This is a genomic window from Sulfurimonas iocasae (assembly GCF_047716755.1).
Taxonomy (GTDB): Bacteria; Campylobacterota; Campylobacteria; order Campylobacterales; family Sulfurimonadaceae; genus Sulfurimonas.
Genome location: NZ_CP180409.1, coordinates 438,302 through 455,472, shown reverse-complemented (window position 1 = coordinate 455,472; position 17,171 = coordinate 438,302). Strand labels below are relative to the sequence as shown.

Here is a 17,171-nt window from a genome sequence, read left to right as displayed (position 1 = left end):
AGTAAAAGTGTTATTTTAATTTTTGAAAAATTATTTTAGTGGTGAAAATGGGACTAATGCTGAACCCCAAGTTAATCCCCCGCCAAAGGCATCTAGTAACATAAGTTCACCTTTTTTAAGTGTCCCTTGCTCATAAATATCATTTATAGCCATTGGAATCGAAGCACCAGAAGTATTACCATATTTTGCAACAGTAAGAACTACTTGCTCTTCTTTTAACTTAAGAGCATCTCCAACCGCTTTTATAATTCTATAATTAGCTTGATGTGGTACAAAGTGCTTAATTTCTTCACTTTGAATATTGTTTTCTTTTAAAATTTCAACTACATCTTTAGTCAATGTACGTACAGCAACTTTAAAAGTTTCATTCCCTTTCATCTGCATAAAACAGCTAGAAGCTTCTTGATCTAGTGAATCGTGAACTGAACCACTACCACCATTAGGAGTCATAAGAAGGTCTGCATACTCACCATCTGCACCAGTATGAATATCAATGATAGCTTCATCTTTGTTATCAGTTGCACTAATTATTGCGGCACCTGCCCCATCACCAAAAAGGATACAAGTTCCTCTATCGCTATAGTCAGTTATTGCAGATAATTTTTCAGCACCTATAATTAAAATGTTTTTTTTCATTCCTGATTCAATAAATGCTTTTGCAATTGAAAGGATATAAACAAAACCTGTACATGCAGCGGAGATATCAAATGCAGTGACATTTCTAAGTCCAAGTTTTGTTGAGATAATTGTAGCAGTTGATGGCATACAGAAATAATCAGGAGATATTGTTGCACAAACAATCATATCAATATCTTCTTTGGCTATACCGCTTCTCTCAATTGCTTTCTTTGCAGCTTCAACACCCATATCACTGGTTGTCTCATCTTTTGCTGCTATACGACGCTCTTTAATACCTGTTCTTTTAGTAATCCACTCATCCGTAGTATCGACCATTTTAGAGAGGTCTTCATTAGTCAAGATATCAATTGGAGCATAAGCACCAATTGAGCGAAATGCAGCATAAGCCATTAAATATCCTTACTTTTTAACTCTTCAAGTCTTGAAATAATATGTTCATTCACTCCAGTATCAACATAATTAATAGCTTGATAGATTGCATTTTCAATTGCTTTAGAATTACTTTTTCCATGACTAACAATTGCACAACCCTTGATTCCAATAAGCGGAGCACCACCTATTTCAGCATAATCAATTTGTTTTTTCAGAAGTTTAAAAACTTTTCTCATTAATAGTGCGCCTGTAATAGCAATAGGAGATTTTCTAATATAGTCTTTAATAAGTTGACTAATCGTAGATGCAACACCTTCGCTAGCTTTAAGAACAAGATTTCCAACGAAGCCATCACAACTAATTACATCACAAGAGCCATTAAAGATATCACTACCCTCAACGTTACCTTTAAAACCTTTATAACCTTCTAAGATTTTAAAAGCTTCTTTTGTAATTTCATTACCTTTAGAAGGCTCTTCACCATTAGCAAGAATACCAATACTTGGATTTTCAATCTTAAGTAAATCCTCTGCATAACATCCACCCATAACTGCAAATTCTGCTATATGTTCTGCTTTAGAATCGACATTTGCACCAGCATCTAGTAAAATAGAGCGACGACCAGTTCTTGTTGGCATAAGGGTAGCAAGAGCAGGACGTGAAACACCTTTTAAACGACCAAGTCTAAGAGTAGCTAATGTCATTGTAGCACCACTATGTCCAGCGGAGACTACACCATCAGCTTCACCATTTTTTACAAGATCAATAGCCTTGTAAATACTGCTTTCTTTTCTTTTTACAGCATCCGTTGCAGAGTCTGACATTGAGATAACATCATCAGCTTCAACTATAAAAATTTTAGCTCTATACCGCTTCGGTAACAGAGGTAAAATTTCATCTTTTTTTCCTACAAGTATAGGGATAAAAAGTTTTTTCTTAAGTGCTTGAATACACCCTTTTACAATTGGTTCGGGACCAAAGTCCCCTCCCATTGCATCAATAGCAATTTTTACCATTGATTACTTATACTCACCAGTAGTTGGGTTGATGTGGTGAGGTAGTTTGTATGTTCCGTCTTTATCTTTAACTGGTTTAGCTAATGTGATTTTATAGTGAGTTCTTCTTTTCGCTGAACGAGAGTGAGAGACTCTTCTTTTAGGTACTGCCATAATTAATTCCTTTCGTTTTTTTTATTTTATTTACAATTTTCGCAACTGTAATAGTCGCTTTTAATAAGCTCAATTTCAGAGTTTAAAAGCTCATCTAAATCGGCTATAGAGTTAAAAGACTCAACAACATCTAGTTCGATGCTACCTTCATCTTCATAAAGACCATCAGAGATAAAAAATTCTATCTCTTCATTTACTGGTAACTTAAACTCTTCACCGCATTGGTTACACTCAGTAAGAGCCATGCCATCTAGATTTGCTTTTAGCAAAATTAATTTGCCAGAATCATACTGTAAATAACCTTTAAATGTTATTTCGTCTGATTTAACTTCAAAATCTACTGGCGTTTTGCCTACTTTCCTAAGAGTAACTTTCATATTTTTAACTTATGAAATTTCTCTCTCAGAGAAAAAGAATGCAATTTCAATAGCTGCATTTTCAACAGAGTCACTTCCGTGAACTGCATTTGCATCTATGTTTTCAGCGAAATCTGCACGAATTGTGCCAGCTTCAGCTTCTTTAGGGTTAGTAGCACCCATTAAGTCACGGTTCTTTTGCATTGCATCTTCACCTTCTAAAACTGAAACAACAACTGGTCCGCTGATCATGAAATCAACTAAGTCGTTGAAAAAAGGTCTCTCTGAGTGAATAGCATAAAATGCTTCAGCATCAGCACGTGAAAGTTGAATCTTTCTACTTGCTGCAATCTTTAGACCATTGCTCTCAAAACGATCCAAAATTTTACCAATTACACCCTTAGCTACGGCGTCTGGTTTTATTATTGATAGTGTACGTTCCATCAAATCTCCTCTATAAGTATAAAATTAGGGTGGGATTGTATCCAAAAAATAGTGTATTTAAGTTTAAATTCAAAGATTTGTGAAAGAAATAAGAATCATAAAGCGCTAAAGTGGCACTTTATGATTTTAAAAAAAGAGAATTAGTCTACAATATTCTCATGGTTCGAGCGTTGCTCTTCTGTAATATCTTCACGATGCGATGGACTTTCACCGATAGCATCCCAAGTAATACAACCTTCAGTAGGACATGCTGTAGCACAAGCTGGTTCATCATGATGACCAACACACTCTACACATTTGTCTCCATAAACATAATAAATCTCTTCATCTTGAGGATTATCATCCTCATCTACGATTGCTTCTACTGGGCATTCATCGATACATGCGCCACAGTTGATACAAGTGTCATTAATAATTACTGCCATAAAATTCTCCTAAATTTAATTTTCGAGATAAGTTTATCACAAGATTTTTAAAAATAGCTAAAATAACTAACTAAATATCTAAATAAGCTTTTATCTCATCAACTCTGTCTGTACGTTCCCATGTGAAGCCATCTTCTTCTCTTCCAAAGTGTCCATATACTGCTGTTTTTCTATATATTGGACGTAATAAATCTAAAGATTTTATAATTCCTTTTGGTGAAAGGTCAAAAAGGTCTTTTACGCACTTCTCTATTTTTTCTTCTTCAACTATACCAGTTGAGTGTGTATCTACTAATATAGAAACAGGTTTAGCTATACCAATAGCATATGAGACTTGTATAGTTGCTCTATCGCAGGCTCCCGCAGCTACTAAGTTTTTAGCAACCCACCTTGCAGCATATGCAGCACTTCTATCTACTTTAGTAGGATCTTTTCCACTAAAGGCTCCACCGCCATGAGGACAGCTACCACCATAAGTATCTACTATTATTTTTCTACCCGTCAACCCTGCATCACCTTGAGGACCACCAATTACAAACTTTCCAGTCGGATTTATATGTATAGTAGTATTTTCATTCATCATATCAATTGGAATAACGTGATTAATAACTTCACTAATCATATCTTTGTGAATCTGTTCTTGGGCAACATCCGGTGAATGTTGAGTAGATATTACAATAGTATCAACAGATATAGGTTTATCTCCAACATACTTAATACTTATCTGGGCTTTGCCATCTGGACGAAGATAAGGAACAATTCCCTCTTTTCTAACTTCTGCCATTCTTTGAGTTATTCTGTGTGCTAAGTATATAGGAAGAGGCATAAGAACATCTGTCTCATTACAAGCATAACCAAACATCATGCCCTGATCTCCTGCTCCTATCTCTCCATCAGCCTGGTCAACACCCTGATTGATATCAGGAGACTGTTCACCAATTCCATTTAAAACTGCAGCAGCACGATAATCAAAACCATAAGTTGCATCTGTGTACCCTATCTCTTGAATAACTTTTCTAGCAATCTCTTGCATTGGGGCATAAGCCGTTGTCTTCAATTCGCCTGCAATTACACAAAAACCATTTGATACTAATGTTTCACACGCTACGCGTGCATTAGGATCATGTTCAATAATATAATCCAAAATTGCATCACTGATTTGATCTGCCATCTTATCAGGGTGCCCTTCTGTTACAGACTCTGAAGTAAATATATACTCTTTCGTCATCGATTTTTTCCTTATTGAAGTACAGAGTCTAGCTCTATAAATCGAAATAATTATATCAAAGTATAATTAATTTCTTCCTATTCTACATCAACATAATAAAAGATAAATATTATCCTTAAATAATTCTATTACTTCTTTTACTCTAAGATTTGTTAATCTGTTTGTGTTAAAATCTCAATAACTAAAAAACAAACACAAGGACATATATATGTTAGTAACAAACCCAGCTCCGGATTTCACAGCAACAACAGTTTTAGCAGATGGCTCAATCGATGAGAATTTTAAATTATCAGAAAATTTTGGTGAGAAAGGTACTGTACTTTTCTTCTATCCACTAGATTTTACTTTTGTATGTCCATCAGAAATTATTGCATTTTCTCATAGAATTGAAGATTTTAAAAGCCGTGGTATAAATGTAATCGGTGTATCAGTTGATTCTCAATTTTCTCACTTTGCATGGAGAGAGACTCCAGTAAACAATGGTGGTATTGGCCGTATTAAATATCCACTTGTAGCTGACCTTACAAAACAAATCTCTAAAGATTACGATGTACTTTTCGGTGAAGCAGTTGCTCTACGTGGTTCATTCCTAATTGATGGTAAAGGTGTTGTACGTCACGCAGTAATAAATGACTTACCACTTGGTCGTAATATTGATGAAATGATCAGAATGGTAGATGCAATGCAATTTACTGATGAGCATGGTGAAGTATGTGCTGCTGGTTGGCAAAAAGGTGACGAAGGTATGAAAGCTACTACTGAAGGTGTTGCTGAGTATCTTGGTAAAAACGAAGACAAACTATAGTCTTTATTTTTTTATCTTTAACTCTCACATCTCTGTGAGGGTTAATTTAAAACTCTATAACTTCTAAACTATTTTCTTTCATATTATTTTCTAAAGTCCAGAACCTAGCTCTTGAAGCTGATAGCGAAAACAGTATGAAATCTTTATCATTAACACTGAACCCTTTTAGGTAGTCTCTTTTGTCTATTAGATACTGTTTCATCTTTTTATTATCTAAAATTTCTAATGTAGTGGTTACTCTTAACATTTTAGAAAAATCAGAATTAAGATAACACAACTCACTCTTTTGATTTTTTAATATCTCTTCTCCCACACTTTTCTTTGATGAAGTAGTAAAATAAAGTTTATCATCTACTATATTTGTTAAAAAAGCTCTTACATGTGGCTGATTCTCTTTTGTTGTAGCGATAGTACAAACTGGATTTTGTGTTATAAAATCTACAATATCTTTATATTTCATTTTCATTCCTATTTTTTCAATATATTAATAGAAATAAAATACTTGAACTATAACAAAACTCTTAAAAACTATAAACTTTTACTTATTTTACTCTTTGTATAAATTCTTTTGGCGTTTCAAGGAAAGCTTCTTTGAAAGACTTTGTAAAATAAGCTGGAGAAGTAAAGCCACATTGTTGCGATATTTTAGTAATTGTGTGAGTATTTGAGAGTAACATTTTCTTTGCATTTTGTAATCTTATTAGTTTTAAGTACTTCATCGGACTTACATTCATGTTATTACTAAAGAGCTTTGTAAGATGGCTTTTAGATAACTTTGTCAGTGCGGCAAAATCATCTATAGTGATATTTTTATCATAGTTTGTATTTATAAACGCAACCATCTCATTTATCATTTGATTATCTGTAATATCATAGCTTCTAGAGTCATACTTAAGTATATTTCGCACTATCTCATGTATCACTAAAGATGAAAGCTTATCTAAAATAATATCTTTAGATTGATGAATATTTTGAGACTCAAAAATAAACTCTTTTATCAACATATTTAACTTAGAGTTTTTTATATCAATCACTAGTGCATTTAGGAGTAATAACTCTTTAGAGTACAGCATAAAAGCATTTTCAAACAAATCTTTATCAATAAATATTGCACAATACTTTGGGGGGAGATAATTTTGAACTTCATGATGCTCTATATTAGGAGATAGGCAAAACATGGTATTTGGAGATGTTTCATACTTCTCATCTCCAACATATACTGTAGTTTCATTATCATAAGCAATGACAAACATATATGATGGATGTTTATGTTTTGGCGAAACTGCATAACCGCAACTTCCACCAATAGGCATAAATATAGAGAGTGCTTTATAAATAAAAGAATCAACAAATAGCAAGTTCTCTTTTGTGATTGTCTCACCTACTAATGCTCTAACTTTATCAAAATCTTTGTTTGAAGTGTTCATCATAATTCAAATCTTTAATATTATATTTTTTGCACAAACCATGAAAAAACAGCAACAGATGTTAAAACCCCGTCTATATCTTTTACCTCAACACTAATTTCAATAGAGCCTCTGCCTTTTTTAAGAAACTGCTCTTTAAATCTCTCAACTTGCTCATCACTGGCATCTGCAAAAGCAACTATCTTTTTTAAGGCTGGTTTTTTGTATTTTACTGTTGCATCTCTTAAGATTGGTACTACCCTACCCTCTAGCTCTGGAAAAAGCTTTTGTAAGTGTAGTCCGCTCTGGGTCTCAGCCAAAGTAAACTGAGCTGATGCATGAATGGTATCTATATGGTTTTTCACATCATTTTTAAAGTCTAATGACAGCTTATCACCCTCTTGCTCAATCCCAATAAGTTTTACAAATGCTATATCAGTTACTCTCATCTTAAATACACCTCTATCATCTTACTTTTACTCATAAAATTTGTCGCATAACTAAGCAAGTCATAAAAATCTTTATCGTTAAACCCAAATGAGTATAGTTCTTTTAAATCATTTTCATTAAAATCTTCAGCTTCATATAGTGCTTTTAAAACTTTAAGTAGCAATGCTTTTTGCTTATCTTCAAAAGGTATGTTTTGTATTTCCTCAACTATATTGTTTATAAGCCCTTTATTTACTTCCATCTTTAGCAATAGCTCTGAGTTGAAGTTTATGCAATAACTTCTACACTCTTTATTGGCAATATAGAGTCTCATATATGGTAATAGATTTTTATCTATCTTCTTATGCGACATAATATAGAGATTGTATTCTAAAAAATCTTTCATAGATTCTAAATCAATAGTAGCAAAAAGTTCAAAATGAGGAGGTACAAAGCCTAAAGAGTTCTCAATCATTCTATACAAAAGTTTTAACTCACCTTTGGCATCTTCTTTTTTAATAGGTTGGATTATAAACATTTTCTCTCCTTAATTTATCTAGACCGATTGGTCTAACTAGAGAATGTTATAATAGAACTTCTTAAAATAGACTGAATGGTCTATTTAGCTTTTTGTTGATTTTAGATAATTTACAAGGTGCTGTATAGATGCTAAGTATCGCACCTTTGATGATTGCTTTGGACTTAATGAAAGGTTTCCCCAAACACTAGCGATAATAAACTCTGATAAGGAATCACTATCAACTCCATCTTTTAAAGAGGAGTTCTCAAGAAGAAATTTTGTTCTATTTTTAATCTTTTCATATATAATGTTTATCTCAAACTCAAAATCTTTATCAACAGGTGACATCTCTTGATTTAATCTATTAAGAGGACAACCGTACTGTATCAGTTCCTCTTTATGAGTAACTTTTAAAATACTCGTGATAATAGTATTGATTCCATGTTCATCATCCTTGTGCTGAAGTTTGTAAAACTCATCCATCCGTGGACTAAGTCTCTCTCTGACAACTGCCAACACCATCTCTTTTTTTGATTTAAAATAGTGATATAGAGAACCTTTTGGTATATTACACTCTTTAAGTATCATAGCCATACTAGTGCCATTGTAGCCATTTATATAGACTAAAGTGAAGACGGTATCTAAGATTTTATCTCTTGTTGATTGTTTTTTATTCATAGGTAGTAATTGTTCATTAGTTATTTTATCTCCAACTTATATCTATATTGTAGCAAAACTTTATCTTTACTACTTTTTGCTAATATGTTAAGTATGAATAGAAAAGAAAACTCTGATGAGATGAGAGCAAAGCAATACTTACAAACTCTACCCCATAAAAAACTTGAGTATGAGCCTCTTGGAAATGTTACTCCTGACTTTTCTATTGATGACAAAATAGCTGTTGAAGTAAGAAGACTAAACAGAAACTACAAAAGTAAAAGTAATGGAAACTTAATAAGTATCCAAGCGCCTATACTCAATGACACAGATGAACTACATAAAAATATACAACTTCTTATAGATGAAAAAAATACAAAGATTGATAAAAACTTTCACTTATATAGCGAGTGGTGGTTAATCTTGGTCGATTATATTACAAACGAAATGGACACTCAAGCTTTTGAGAAAGTTAAAAAGATACCATTTAATAAACATAAGTTTACTAAAGTAATCATTCTATCTCATAAGGGTGATTTTAAAGCATTTAAGCTCTAATACTAAGCACTTTTTACAAATCCCAAAGCCTTACTATTAACAAAGACTATTTTATGCCATTGACATCTTGGTGCTATAAGATTGAGTCTTTTTGGGTTACTAGTTCTTGAGAGTGCTACATAAAACTGCGATGGTGCGAAGATTTCATTTGTCTCAATAATCAAGTCTGCAATAGACATACCTTGTGATTTGTGAATAGTAATCGCAAAAGCAAGTTTAATAGGAAATTGATAGACACTCAGTTGCGGCTCTTCAACCATCTCTTTTTTACCGTTAACGCTTTTTTCACTCCACTTAGCCTTACTCTGAGCAACTGCTTCAAGTTTTACAACTTTGGCATCTGCTTTTTGTACGTAGACATTACTTGCATCTACGTTTATTACAACTCCACGTTCACCATTAAAGTAGTTCCAAGAGTTTCTTGTAAAAAGAACTGGTGCCCCAATTTTGAGCTCAAGCTCTTTATCAATTCGTGAGTCATTCATAAAGCGTTCTATCTCTGCATCTTTTACACTCTTTGAGTGTTTTATAATTTGAGCCTCTTTTACAAATATTTCGCTATCAATATGGGCTAACTGACTCTTGTTATGTCTTGATGCTGAGTGGTTTTTACCAAACAAAAATGTAAACTCACTAAGGTCTTGTGGCAGTGGTTTTATGTATTCGTTTAGATGGTTATGTACTTCTTCATTTACAAAACCATCTCTTACATTTCCCAAAAGTTCTATAAACTTTTTATCATCAGTTCTATATATATGAGTAAGCTCTATTTTAAGAAACTCAAACTCACTCCAAGCCTCAGACTCAAAAGCAAACTTCACTTCCCCACTTCCCCGAACCACAGGAGGAAGTTGTAAAAAATCTCCTACAACAAGGAGTGTGCCCGTATATTCTGATTGTTTTAGTCTAAGAAGTATCATCTCTAAAACAGTGTCACTTACCATGGAAATCTCATCAATAACTATGAGGTGCATACTTGATATGAGTTTTTTTACTTTTTTCTTTATTTCCATTTTACCATTAATTTCTAGCTCTTTGACATCACTTGCGATGCCAAGATCTAAAAAGCTATGGAGGGTTTGTCCACCTATGAGTGTGGCTGCCATTCCTGTAGATGCAAGCTTTGCTACTTTTTTAGCTTCACTCTCGAAATGCTCTATAACTTCTCTTGTTATAGTTGTTTTTCCAACACCAGCTCCGCCTGTTAAAAAAATATTTTGTTTAAAGAGTAGTTTTTCAGTTATTTCTTTTAGATGATTCATAAAGAAATTATACTAAAATAGTATAATAACCGTATGAAAAGAATATTAATCGTTGAAGACAATAAGACACTCGCAAAACTTCTAGCCAAGAAGATAGAACTATCTCTAAAATATGAAGTAGATGTAGCTTACAAACTATCAGAAGCAAAACTATTTTTAAAAAAATACACATACTTTATTACACTGCTTGATATTAATCTCCCAGATGCTCCAAATGGAGAGGTTGTTGACTACGTTTTAAACAAAGGTAATCACGCCATAGTTCTAAGTGCAACTATTGACAAAGAGTTTAGAAAAAAGATGCTCCAAAAAAATATTATTGACTATGTAAACAAGGGCGGTGTAGATGATATTAACTACATCATTCAAACGATTGAAAGACTTGAAAAAAATCAAAAACATAAAGTTTTACTAGTTGATGACTCTATGGTTTTTAGAAAAACTATGAAAAATATGCTTGAAAATCTTTTTTATAAAGTAACAACAGTTGCTCACGGTGAAGAAGCGATAGGTATGTTAAATACTCACCCTGATTTTTCAATGGTTATAACTGATTATAATATGCCGGTTATGAATGGTCTTGAACTTACTAGTGAAATACGAAAAGATTACAACAAATCTGAACTATGTATCATCGCTATCTCTTCAAATGATAATGAAGAAGTAAATGCTCTATTTTTAAAGCAAGGTGCAAATGACTTCATCAAAAAACCATTTTCTAAAGAAGAGTTTTCTTGCCGTATCAACAACTCAATAGAAGCTTTAGAAAATATTCAGTTCATTACAAATCATGCAAATAGAGACTTTCTCACAGGTCTTTACAATCGTCGTTACTTTTATGCAAATATGCAAGAGTATATTGAAGATACAAAAGAGAGTGGTGAACAATTTGCCGTAGCCATAATAGATATTGACAACTTTAAATATATCAACGATACTTATGGCCATGATGGTGGAGATAAAATTATAACAAGCGTTTCTGAGATACTCAGAATCAACACAAGTTATAGAGACATCGTAGCAAGATTTGGTGGAGAAGAGTTTTGTGTAGCTTTAAAAAATATCAACAAATATAGTGCTTTAGATATACTTGAAAGATTAAGACAAGAGATACAAAAATTTGACTTTAACGTAGATGCCACTAATCAAATAAAGATTACTATCTCTATCGGTGCAGCTCTGCACAATGATGACACTTTAGATGAAACAATTAACCAAGCAGATATGATGCTACACAATGCAAAACAAAATGGTAAAAATCAGATAATTTTTAACTAATCTTGTAAAACTATAACTTCTCCAAAAGGCACTTCTAACTCTTTTGGAGCTATCCATTTCACATCATAAAATGGTACTTTATTTGGAAACACTCCATCTAAATCACTAAAATATAAAAGTAGTTTTGTATCTTCTAACTCTCTATCTATAAACTCAAATACAGGTCTAAAATCAGTAGCTCCTCCACCCTCAATGCTTGCTTCTAAGATATCTCCACTGTAAAAAACTCTGTGTGAGCGGATTTTATCATCACAAATTAAAAGGTTTATCTCATAAGAGGGAACTGTATTCATAAGAAAATTTAACTCACTTAAAAACTCACTAAGTAAATCTTCATCTACGGAGCCTGAACTATCAACTGCAACAACTAACTTAAATCTCTGAGAGATACTAGATGGAAGATAAAACCCTAGATGCAAGAACTTTTTGTTTGGTGGCATCTGCGCATAGTCATCTTTGTGAAATCGCTCCAGTGATACTCTAAGCTCATCTCTCCAGTCGATATTTGCATTTTGTGCTAAATCAAAAAACCTCTCCAAACTCTTAGGAAGTTCGCCCCGTTTTTCTTCCATCTCTAAAACTGCTTTTGCAAACTCTTCAAAGAGTTCTTGCGAGAGTAAGTCATCTTGTTCTATCTCCTTAGTTGACTCACTCTCTTGATTATTCTCTTGTTGGTCGTTTTTGTCATTTTGCACGTCATCAATATCATCAGCTTCATACTCTAACTCATCACGTAAAATATCATCTTTTAATTCAGCATAAATCTCTTCAGCATAGAGTCCGTGAAAACGTTTTGAGTAGTGAGCTTGATATGGACGCTCTAAGCCATTTTCAACAAGCATATCATTGACAGCATAGTCACTTGAGAGTTGCCACAACCAACCACTTCTGCCATTTTTACGAGATTCATGAGCTAAAGATGCATGCATAGCACCATTAGCAAATACAAACTCCATCTCATTTAGAGTTATCTCACTAAAAAAATCACTATTATACTCAAGCGTTGTACCGTTACTTTTAAAAGCTTGAATATCATCGTTTTTTATAAGCTTCAGTTTTGAAGCAATAGTTCCAAAGAGAGGATACTCTACTAGAAGTTTTGCTTTGGCTTGGGATATTTTTTTTTCTATTTTTGGCATCTACAAAGTATCCGTTTTTTAAGACTATTATATCAAAGTAAGATATCTTTATGACAATAAGGCTTTTTCTATTTTGTATAGTTTTTATACAATATACTGTATAAAAACTGATTGAATAGTGATACAATTAGTTAAAATCAATTAAAAGGAAAAATATATGGAATTATCAGAAAAAACAGTAGGGATAGTAAAAGCTACAGCACCGGTTGTAGCTCAAAATGCTGAGGCAATTACATCCACTATGTATAATATTATGTTTACAAATCATCCTGAGATAAAAGCACTGTTTAAAGATGCAGAGCCGGATCAGCATAAAAAACTTGCTGCTGCTGTTGGAGCATATGCTGCTAATATAGATAATCTCGGAGTATTAGATAAGGCAATTGAAAAAATAGTTAATGTTCATATTCGTACAAAAGTACAACCTGAGCACTATCCTATAGTAGGTGTTTCACTACTAGAAGCTATAAAAAAAGTACTTGGTGAGGCTGCTACACCTGAAGTAATTGACGCATGGAAGGAGGCATATTTCTTTTTAGCTGATGTATTAATAGCAAAAGAGAAAATAGAATATGCAAAAGCATAAATATATTTCCTTATTCTATCTTGTAATACAGTGCACCTCAACAGAGGTGTACCAAGAGAGGTTTTAACTACGCCAAAAGATAAGCAAACTTCTGCACCCACTCTTTAAAAACATCAGAATGTTCCATTTTTACGCCATTTCTTTGTAAGTCCTGTACACACATAACAGCAAACTCACTTTTTAATTCTAGGGTATACTTAAGCAGATTATCAAGATTTTTATCGTTATTATCTTTTAGCAAAGCACTTACTAAACCTGTGCTTAAAGCATATAAAACATCTACCTCATCACTATATTCACCATCGCCTGATGCTAAGATATTTTTAATATCAGGTAATCTGTTCATAACCTTTGTAAAGCTCAAAAAGCCGACTGCCACTTCACGTCCGATGGCACCAGCAATGGCATCTAGAAGTAAATCCTGATTAATGTTACTTTTTAAGATGCTATCTACATATTCCCAACTTCTAGGAGTTGCAAAGCTTTTTGCATCACTTTTTGCGTCAAAAGTAAAGAGGTGCTGTGTTTTATATGAGATATAAGATATGATTCTCTCATCTATCTCTTTTTTATAAGCCCAAAATTTCCAGTCATCAACATCAACTTCCATCTCAAAGTGAACGAATCTATTTGCCAAAGGAGATGGCATTCTGTAGGTCACGCCTCTGTCACTCTCACGATTTCCAGCAGCAACTATTGCCCAACCATCTGGAAGCTCATACTCACCTACTCTTCTATCAAGAATTAGCTGATACGCAGATGCTTGAACACTTGGTGCAGCACTGTTTAACTCATCTAAAAACAAAATCCCCTCGCCACTTTTAGGTAAAAATGCAGGAGGAGCCCAAAGTGCAGTATGTGACTCTTTATCGTAAAAAGGGATTCCTTTTAAATCAGTTGGATCCATAAGAGCAAGTCTTAAGTCAATAAAATCTATCTCATTACTTTGAGCGATTTGTTTAACAATTGAAGATTTACCAATGCCTGGAGCACCCCATAAAAAAGCTGGAACTTTTTGCTCGATTAGTGCTATTAATGTATTTGTTAATTTAGAAGCTCTCATCTATTGTTTTCCATTTTATACTTCCCATCCTATATTTTCACTCATTATATGCTTACCAAAGTTTGGATTCTCTTTTACAGCTCTCTCTAAACGAGAATCTAGTTGAAGTTGATACAAAACATCTATAGGAGTACTTGCATTTTTTGCTAATGATTTTAAAACTTTAACATCTTCACTTTTAGCTAATAACTCTAATATATGTTTTGGAGTATTTTCATTATTTGCAAGTGCGAAATGATTTAAAACATTAGCATATGCTTCTTCTAAACTCTCTTGCGGAGTAGCCGAGTTTTCATAAAGAGCAAGGTTAAGTTCTTTGATATCTTCATTCAATAAACTTACTACTACTTTTTTATCTATATGCTCGTTGCTTGCAAGTGATATCATTACTTCTTGAGTATGACAAGAAACTAATTTATTTTGCATATCTACTGAAATGAACTCATTTTTAGCGACTTCATTTGGATAATTTTTAAAAAATATCTCAAACAATTCATCATCCAAGCAAAGATTTTTAGCCATATTTTTAGCAAATGACTCATTAAAGAGTAGTTTTTTTACAACTTGTTTTGAGAGATTGCTGTTGTATGAAAGAGCTTCTAAGACTTTTAAATCATCACTCTCTAAAAGATGCATCTGCATCTCTTCATCGCAATCTTCTCTCATCGCAATAAGTGTTCTGATATAAGAATTTGCATTTTTTATAAACATTTTTAAAATATTTTTAGGCGTTGCATAATTTGTTGAGATTGCCGAGATTATCTTATAGTTTGCTTCGTTAGTGCCAAGGCGTATGGTTTGCTGGATTGGCTCTAAATAAGACATAACTTCTATAAGTTTCTCACTTTTTGTTTGACTAATAAGATGCATAAAACCAAGTGCTGCATATTGAACATTATGGTTTCTCTCTATATTTTTATAAAATCTTACGATAAATGCCGCACTAACATCTCGATTCTCATCAGTATCAAAGAAATTATCACCGTTCCACTTGTACATTTTTAAAAGTCTTAAAAACAGTTCATCACTTATCATTGAGTTTGTTAAAAAGTCTTTTAGTCTATCTTTATCATGGGATAGTTTTAGACTCATCATAAGGGTATCGGCATCTATATGTTTTGCCAACTCTTTTTCAAGAGAATCTATAGCCGTAAATTTAGCAGCAATTTTATCTTCATATAACTTATCACTGTTATTTTGCTCATACGGTGTCATCATCTTACCATCTACAACTAGGACAACATCTTCGTTATACTCTTTTGTAAGATTTATTTTATGGTACTTCATCTGTGCGCTGAATTCATCGGCACTAAAAGCACGACTTTGTCCAAACAGAAGCACTGTTTTATTTTCTAATTCATTTAAATTCATATACAGATTATACACATTTTTGTTGAGTTTTCTCTTCTTGGCTATAATATTTAAAATAATTCAAGAAAGTTTTTATATCACTTCGCCTAGAAAATGTTTAGAATCTTTTAATATTGAGGAATATTATGCAACTATATGCTCCATGGGAAAAAACTTTTAAAAAAATTGCCACTCCATTTGAACACTTTATACATGCTCAAACAACAACAGGTTTAATCTTAATGGTTACAACTGTAATCGCTTTAATACTTGCAAATAGTCCACTTGCAGATGAATATATTCATTTTTTTCATACTAAAATAAATATAGACATAGGCTCATGGACTTTTTCTAAATCTATCCATCACTGGATAAACGATGCTCTTATGGCTTTTTTCTTTTTTATAGTAGGTCTAGAGATAAAACGAGAGATATTAGTAGGTGAACTATCTAACATCAAAGTGGCTATGCTACCAATTTTATCAGCTATTGGTGGAATGGTTTTGCCTGCTCTTATATATCTTAGTATTAATAATAGTGGAGAAGGAGCGAACGGTTGGGGAATTCCAATGGCTACCGATATTGCTTTTGCTATTAGTGCGCTTGTTCTTCTTGGAAACAGAGTATCTGCTCCACTTGTTACATTTTTAGTAGCCTTAGCCATTGTAGATGACCTTGGTGCAGTTGTTGTTATTGCTCTGTTTTACACAGAACAGATAAACATGATTCCTCTTGTGCTAGCATTCTTATCATTCCTTGTTCTTGTTTCATTTAACCGTTTTGGTATTCATGCTACTTTGCCTTACTTTATTGTTGGGTCTATTATGTGGCTATTTATGTTTGAGTCTGGTGTTCATGCAACTATTGCAGGAGTAATAGCGGCAATGGCAATTCCATCAAAACCAAAATACACTCCTGTAGATTTTACGCAACATACCACTAACCTGCTCCAAGAGTATGACAACTACCCTGTTGCAACTGACCATATGATGCATGAAAAACAAAAAGCAATCCTGCAAAATATAAAAGACAAAATTGATGCAGTCGGCTCACCCGCATCACGACTTGAGCATAGTTTGCATCTACCAGTTGCACTAATAGTCATTCCTCTTTTTGCACTTGCAAATGCAGGAATATCTATAGACTTTTCATCTATAGGTGATACAATTGCTGAACCTGTATCTTTAGGTATTATTGCTGGACTTATTCTAGGTAAAGTTCTAGGTATAGCTGGAGTTGCATGGCTTGCTATAAAGCTAGGCATTGCTGAACTTCCACAGGGTAGTACGATGAGTCAAGTATTTGGTGTTGCATTTTTAGGTGGAATAGGTTTTACTATGTCTATCTTTGTAGCTGATTTAGCCTTTGCAGGAAATGATGAACTTATCTTTCAAGCAAAAGTAGGAATTCTTTGTGCTTCTCTATTTGCAGGACTTTTTGGTTTCTTATGGCTTAAATATATTGCTAAAAGAGCTGAGTAATACT

At 33.3% G+C, this 17,171-nt stretch carries 21 protein-coding genes; 5 read left to right on the top strand and 16 right to left on the bottom strand.

Annotated features, from left to right (window positions below; genetic code table 11):
- Nucleotides 1–30 precede the first annotated feature (30 nt).
- The 7 genes from ACLHDE_RS02355 to metK all read right to left on the bottom strand — a co-directional run bounded on the left by ACLHDE_RS02355 (nt 31) and on the right by metK (nt 4,633).
- On the bottom strand, nt 31–1,029 hold the full coding sequence (locus ACLHDE_RS02355; RefSeq protein WP_415397559.1) for a beta-ketoacyl-ACP synthase III: 999 nt from the start codon (nt 1,027–1,029) through the stop codon (nt 31–33).
- Nucleotides 1,029–2,027, bottom strand: a complete 999-nt coding sequence (plsX, locus tag ACLHDE_RS02350) for a phosphate acyltransferase PlsX (RefSeq protein WP_415397558.1) — start codon at nt 2,025–2,027, stop codon at nt 1,029–1,031. Before plsX ends, ACLHDE_RS02355 begins: the two co-directional genes overlap by 1 nt.
- A gap of 3 nt (nt 2,028–2,030) precedes the next feature.
- On the bottom strand, nt 2,031–2,180 hold the full coding sequence (rpmF, locus tag ACLHDE_RS02345) for a 50S ribosomal protein L32 (protein WP_008335740.1): 150 nt from the start codon (nt 2,178–2,180) through the stop codon (nt 2,031–2,033).
- Nucleotides 2,181–2,206: 26 nt separating this feature from the next.
- Nucleotides 2,207–2,557, bottom strand: a complete 351-nt coding sequence (locus tag ACLHDE_RS02340; protein WP_415397557.1) for a hypothetical protein — start codon at nt 2,555–2,557, stop codon at nt 2,207–2,209.
- A 9-nt stretch (nt 2,558–2,566) separates the two neighbouring features.
- Nucleotides 2,567–2,980, bottom strand: coding sequence for a nucleoside-diphosphate kinase (gene ndk / locus ACLHDE_RS02335; RefSeq protein WP_415397556.1), 414 nt, complete (start codon nt 2,978–2,980; stop codon nt 2,567–2,569).
- 140 nt (nt 2,981–3,120) lie between these two features.
- Nucleotides 3,121–3,405: a 4Fe-4S dicluster domain-containing protein gene (locus ACLHDE_RS02330; protein WP_415397555.1), complete on the bottom strand. Its 285-nt coding sequence runs from the start codon at nt 3,403–3,405 to the stop codon at nt 3,121–3,123.
- Nucleotides 3,406–3,475: 70 nt separating this feature from the next.
- Nucleotides 3,476–4,633 carry a methionine adenosyltransferase gene (gene metK / locus ACLHDE_RS02325; RefSeq protein WP_415397554.1) on the bottom strand — a complete coding sequence of 386 codons (1,158 nt, stop codon included), beginning with the start codon at nt 4,631–4,633 and terminating at the stop codon, nt 3,476–3,478.
- 208 nt (nt 4,634–4,841) lie between these two features.
- Here metK and ACLHDE_RS02320 point away from each other — a divergent pair, with 208 nt between their 5' ends.
- Nucleotides 4,842–5,438, top strand: coding sequence for a peroxiredoxin (locus ACLHDE_RS02320; protein WP_415397553.1), 597 nt, complete (start codon nt 4,842–4,844; stop codon nt 5,436–5,438).
- Nucleotides 5,439–5,484: 46 nt separating this feature from the next.
- Here the strand turns inward: ACLHDE_RS02320 and ACLHDE_RS02315 are convergent, their stop codons facing one another.
- From ACLHDE_RS02315 to ACLHDE_RS02295, 5 genes are all read right to left on the bottom strand, one after another.
- A complete protein-coding gene (locus ACLHDE_RS02315) occupies nt 5,485–5,898 on the bottom strand; it encodes a pyridoxamine 5'-phosphate oxidase family protein (protein ID WP_415397552.1) in 414 nt (137 codons plus the stop codon).
- Between the two features lie 82 nt (nt 5,899–5,980).
- Nucleotides 5,981–6,868 (bottom strand): helix-turn-helix domain-containing protein, encoded by an 888-nt coding sequence (locus ACLHDE_RS02310; RefSeq protein WP_415397551.1) that lies wholly within the window; start codon nt 6,866–6,868, stop codon nt 5,981–5,983.
- Nucleotides 6,869–6,885: 17 nt separating this feature from the next.
- Nucleotides 6,886–7,293 (bottom strand): YiiD C-terminal domain-containing protein, encoded by a 408-nt coding sequence (locus tag ACLHDE_RS02305; protein WP_415397550.1) that lies wholly within the window; start codon nt 7,291–7,293, stop codon nt 6,886–6,888.
- The gene (locus ACLHDE_RS02300; RefSeq protein ID WP_415397549.1) at nt 7,290–7,811 is read right to left on the bottom strand and encodes a hypothetical protein; all 522 of its coding nucleotides are present in this window, start codon (nt 7,809–7,811) and stop codon (nt 7,290–7,292) included. The genes ACLHDE_RS02305 and ACLHDE_RS02300 overlap by 4 nt, the downstream gene beginning before the upstream one ends.
- 84 nt (nt 7,812–7,895) lie before the next feature.
- Nucleotides 7,896–8,471: a TetR/AcrR family transcriptional regulator gene (locus tag ACLHDE_RS02295; RefSeq protein WP_415397548.1), complete on the bottom strand. Its 576-nt coding sequence runs from the start codon at nt 8,469–8,471 to the stop codon at nt 7,896–7,898.
- Nucleotides 8,472–8,564: 93 nt separating this feature from the next.
- Between ACLHDE_RS02295 and ACLHDE_RS02290 the strand changes: the two genes are divergently transcribed.
- A complete protein-coding gene (locus ACLHDE_RS02290) occupies nt 8,565–9,008 on the top strand; it encodes a hypothetical protein (RefSeq protein WP_415397547.1) in 444 nt (147 codons plus the stop codon).
- Between the two features lie 2 nt (nt 9,009–9,010).
- Here the strand turns inward: ACLHDE_RS02290 and ACLHDE_RS02285 are convergent, their stop codons facing one another.
- Nucleotides 9,011–10,270: an ATP-dependent DNA helicase gene (locus tag ACLHDE_RS02285; RefSeq protein WP_415397546.1), complete on the bottom strand. Its 1,260-nt coding sequence runs from the start codon at nt 10,268–10,270 to the stop codon at nt 9,011–9,013.
- Between the two features lie 33 nt (nt 10,271–10,303).
- Between ACLHDE_RS02285 and ACLHDE_RS02280 the strand changes: the two genes are divergently transcribed.
- Nucleotides 10,304–11,548, top strand: coding sequence for a diguanylate cyclase (locus ACLHDE_RS02280; protein WP_415397545.1), 1,245 nt, complete (start codon nt 10,304–10,306; stop codon nt 11,546–11,548).
- On the opposite strand, the gene ACLHDE_RS02275 is transcribed toward ACLHDE_RS02280, so the two are convergent.
- A complete protein-coding gene (locus tag ACLHDE_RS02275; protein WP_415397544.1) occupies nt 11,545–12,687 on the bottom strand; it encodes a DUF2201 family putative metallopeptidase in 1,143 nt (380 codons plus the stop codon). The genes ACLHDE_RS02280 and ACLHDE_RS02275 overlap by 4 nt on opposite strands.
- Nucleotides 12,688–12,844: 157 nt before the next feature.
- On the opposite strand from ACLHDE_RS02275, the gene ACLHDE_RS02270 reads away from it, so the two are divergent.
- The gene (locus ACLHDE_RS02270; protein ID WP_415397543.1) at nt 12,845–13,273 is read left to right on the top strand and encodes a globin domain-containing protein; all 429 of its coding nucleotides are present in this window, start codon (nt 12,845–12,847) and stop codon (nt 13,271–13,273) included.
- A gap of 67 nt (nt 13,274–13,340) precedes the next feature.
- Here the strand turns inward: ACLHDE_RS02270 and ACLHDE_RS02265 are convergent, their stop codons facing one another.
- Together ACLHDE_RS02265 and ACLHDE_RS02260 are read right to left on the bottom strand one after the other, a co-directional pair.
- On the bottom strand, nt 13,341–14,336 hold the full coding sequence (locus tag ACLHDE_RS02265; RefSeq protein ID WP_415397542.1) for an AAA family ATPase: 996 nt from the start codon (nt 14,334–14,336) through the stop codon (nt 13,341–13,343).
- A 15-nt stretch (nt 14,337–14,351) separates the two neighbouring features.
- Nucleotides 14,352–15,707 carry a hypothetical protein gene (locus ACLHDE_RS02260; RefSeq protein WP_415397541.1) on the bottom strand — a complete coding sequence of 452 codons (1,356 nt, stop codon included), beginning with the start codon at nt 15,705–15,707 and terminating at the stop codon, nt 14,352–14,354.
- A 125-nt stretch (nt 15,708–15,832) separates the two neighbouring features.
- On the opposite strand from ACLHDE_RS02260, the gene nhaA reads away from it, so the two are divergent.
- On the top strand, nt 15,833–17,167 hold the full coding sequence (nhaA, locus tag ACLHDE_RS02255; RefSeq protein ID WP_415397540.1) for a Na+/H+ antiporter NhaA: 1,335 nt from the start codon (nt 15,833–15,835) through the stop codon (nt 17,165–17,167).
- Nucleotides 17,168–17,171 lie beyond the last annotated feature (4 nt).

Excerpts from the sequence above, each read along its gene's own strand:
- ACLHDE_RS02305 (WP_415397550.1), bottom strand. The coding sequence starts at position 7,293 with ATGAGAGTAACTGATATAGCATTTGTAAAACTTATTGGGATTGAGCAA.
- metK (WP_415397554.1), bottom strand. The coding sequence starts at position 4,633 with ATGACGAAAGAGTATATATTTACTTCAGAGTCTGTAACAGAAGGGCAC.
- ACLHDE_RS02285 (WP_415397546.1), bottom strand. The coding sequence starts at position 10,270 with ATGAATCATCTAAAAGAAATAACTGAAAAACTACTCTTTAAACAAAAT.
- plsX (WP_415397558.1), bottom strand. The coding sequence starts at position 2,027 with ATGGTAAAAATTGCTATTGATGCAATGGGAGGGGACTTTGGTCCCGAA.
- ACLHDE_RS02315 (WP_415397552.1), bottom strand. The coding sequence starts at position 5,898 with ATGAAATATAAAGATATTGTAGATTTTATAACACAAAATCCAGTTTGT.
- ACLHDE_RS02290 (WP_415397547.1), top strand. The coding sequence starts at position 8,565 with ATGAATAGAAAAGAAAACTCTGATGAGATGAGAGCAAAGCAATACTTA.
- ndk (WP_415397556.1), bottom strand. The coding sequence starts at position 2,980 with ATGGAACGTACACTATCAATAATAAAACCAGACGCCGTAGCTAAGGGT.
- ACLHDE_RS02275 (WP_415397544.1), bottom strand. The coding sequence starts at position 12,687 with ATGCCAAAAATAGAAAAAAAAATATCCCAAGCCAAAGCAAAACTTCTA.
- ACLHDE_RS02280 (WP_415397545.1), top strand. The coding sequence starts at position 10,304 with ATGAAAAGAATATTAATCGTTGAAGACAATAAGACACTCGCAAAACTT.
- ACLHDE_RS02310 (WP_415397551.1), bottom strand. The coding sequence starts at position 6,868 with ATGATGAACACTTCAAACAAAGATTTTGATAAAGTTAGAGCATTAGTA.
- ACLHDE_RS02355 (WP_415397559.1), bottom strand. The coding sequence starts at position 1,029 with ATGGCTTATGCTGCATTTCGCTCAATTGGTGCTTATGCTCCAATTGAT.
- ACLHDE_RS02330 (WP_415397555.1), bottom strand. The coding sequence starts at position 3,405 with ATGGCAGTAATTATTAATGACACTTGTATCAACTGTGGCGCATGTATC.
- nhaA (WP_415397540.1), top strand. The coding sequence starts at position 15,833 with ATGCAACTATATGCTCCATGGGAAAAAACTTTTAAAAAAATTGCCACT.
- ACLHDE_RS02300 (WP_415397549.1), bottom strand. The coding sequence starts at position 7,811 with ATGTTTATAATCCAACCTATTAAAAAAGAAGATGCCAAAGGTGAGTTA.
- rpmF (WP_008335740.1), bottom strand. The coding sequence starts at position 2,180 with ATGGCAGTACCTAAAAGAAGAGTCTCTCACTCTCGTTCAGCGAAAAGA.
- ACLHDE_RS02320 (WP_415397553.1), top strand. The coding sequence starts at position 4,842 with ATGTTAGTAACAAACCCAGCTCCGGATTTCACAGCAACAACAGTTTTA.
- ACLHDE_RS02260 (WP_415397541.1), bottom strand. The coding sequence starts at position 15,707 with ATGAATTTAAATGAATTAGAAAATAAAACAGTGCTTCTGTTTGGACAA.
- ACLHDE_RS02295 (WP_415397548.1), bottom strand. The coding sequence starts at position 8,471 with ATGAATAAAAAACAATCAACAAGAGATAAAATCTTAGATACCGTCTTC.
- ACLHDE_RS02340 (WP_415397557.1), bottom strand. The coding sequence starts at position 2,557 with ATGAAAGTTACTCTTAGGAAAGTAGGCAAAACGCCAGTAGATTTTGAA.
- ACLHDE_RS02265 (WP_415397542.1), bottom strand. The coding sequence starts at position 14,336 with ATGAGAGCTTCTAAATTAACAAATACATTAATAGCACTAATCGAGCAA.
- ACLHDE_RS02270 (WP_415397543.1), top strand. The coding sequence starts at position 12,845 with ATGGAATTATCAGAAAAAACAGTAGGGATAGTAAAAGCTACAGCACCG.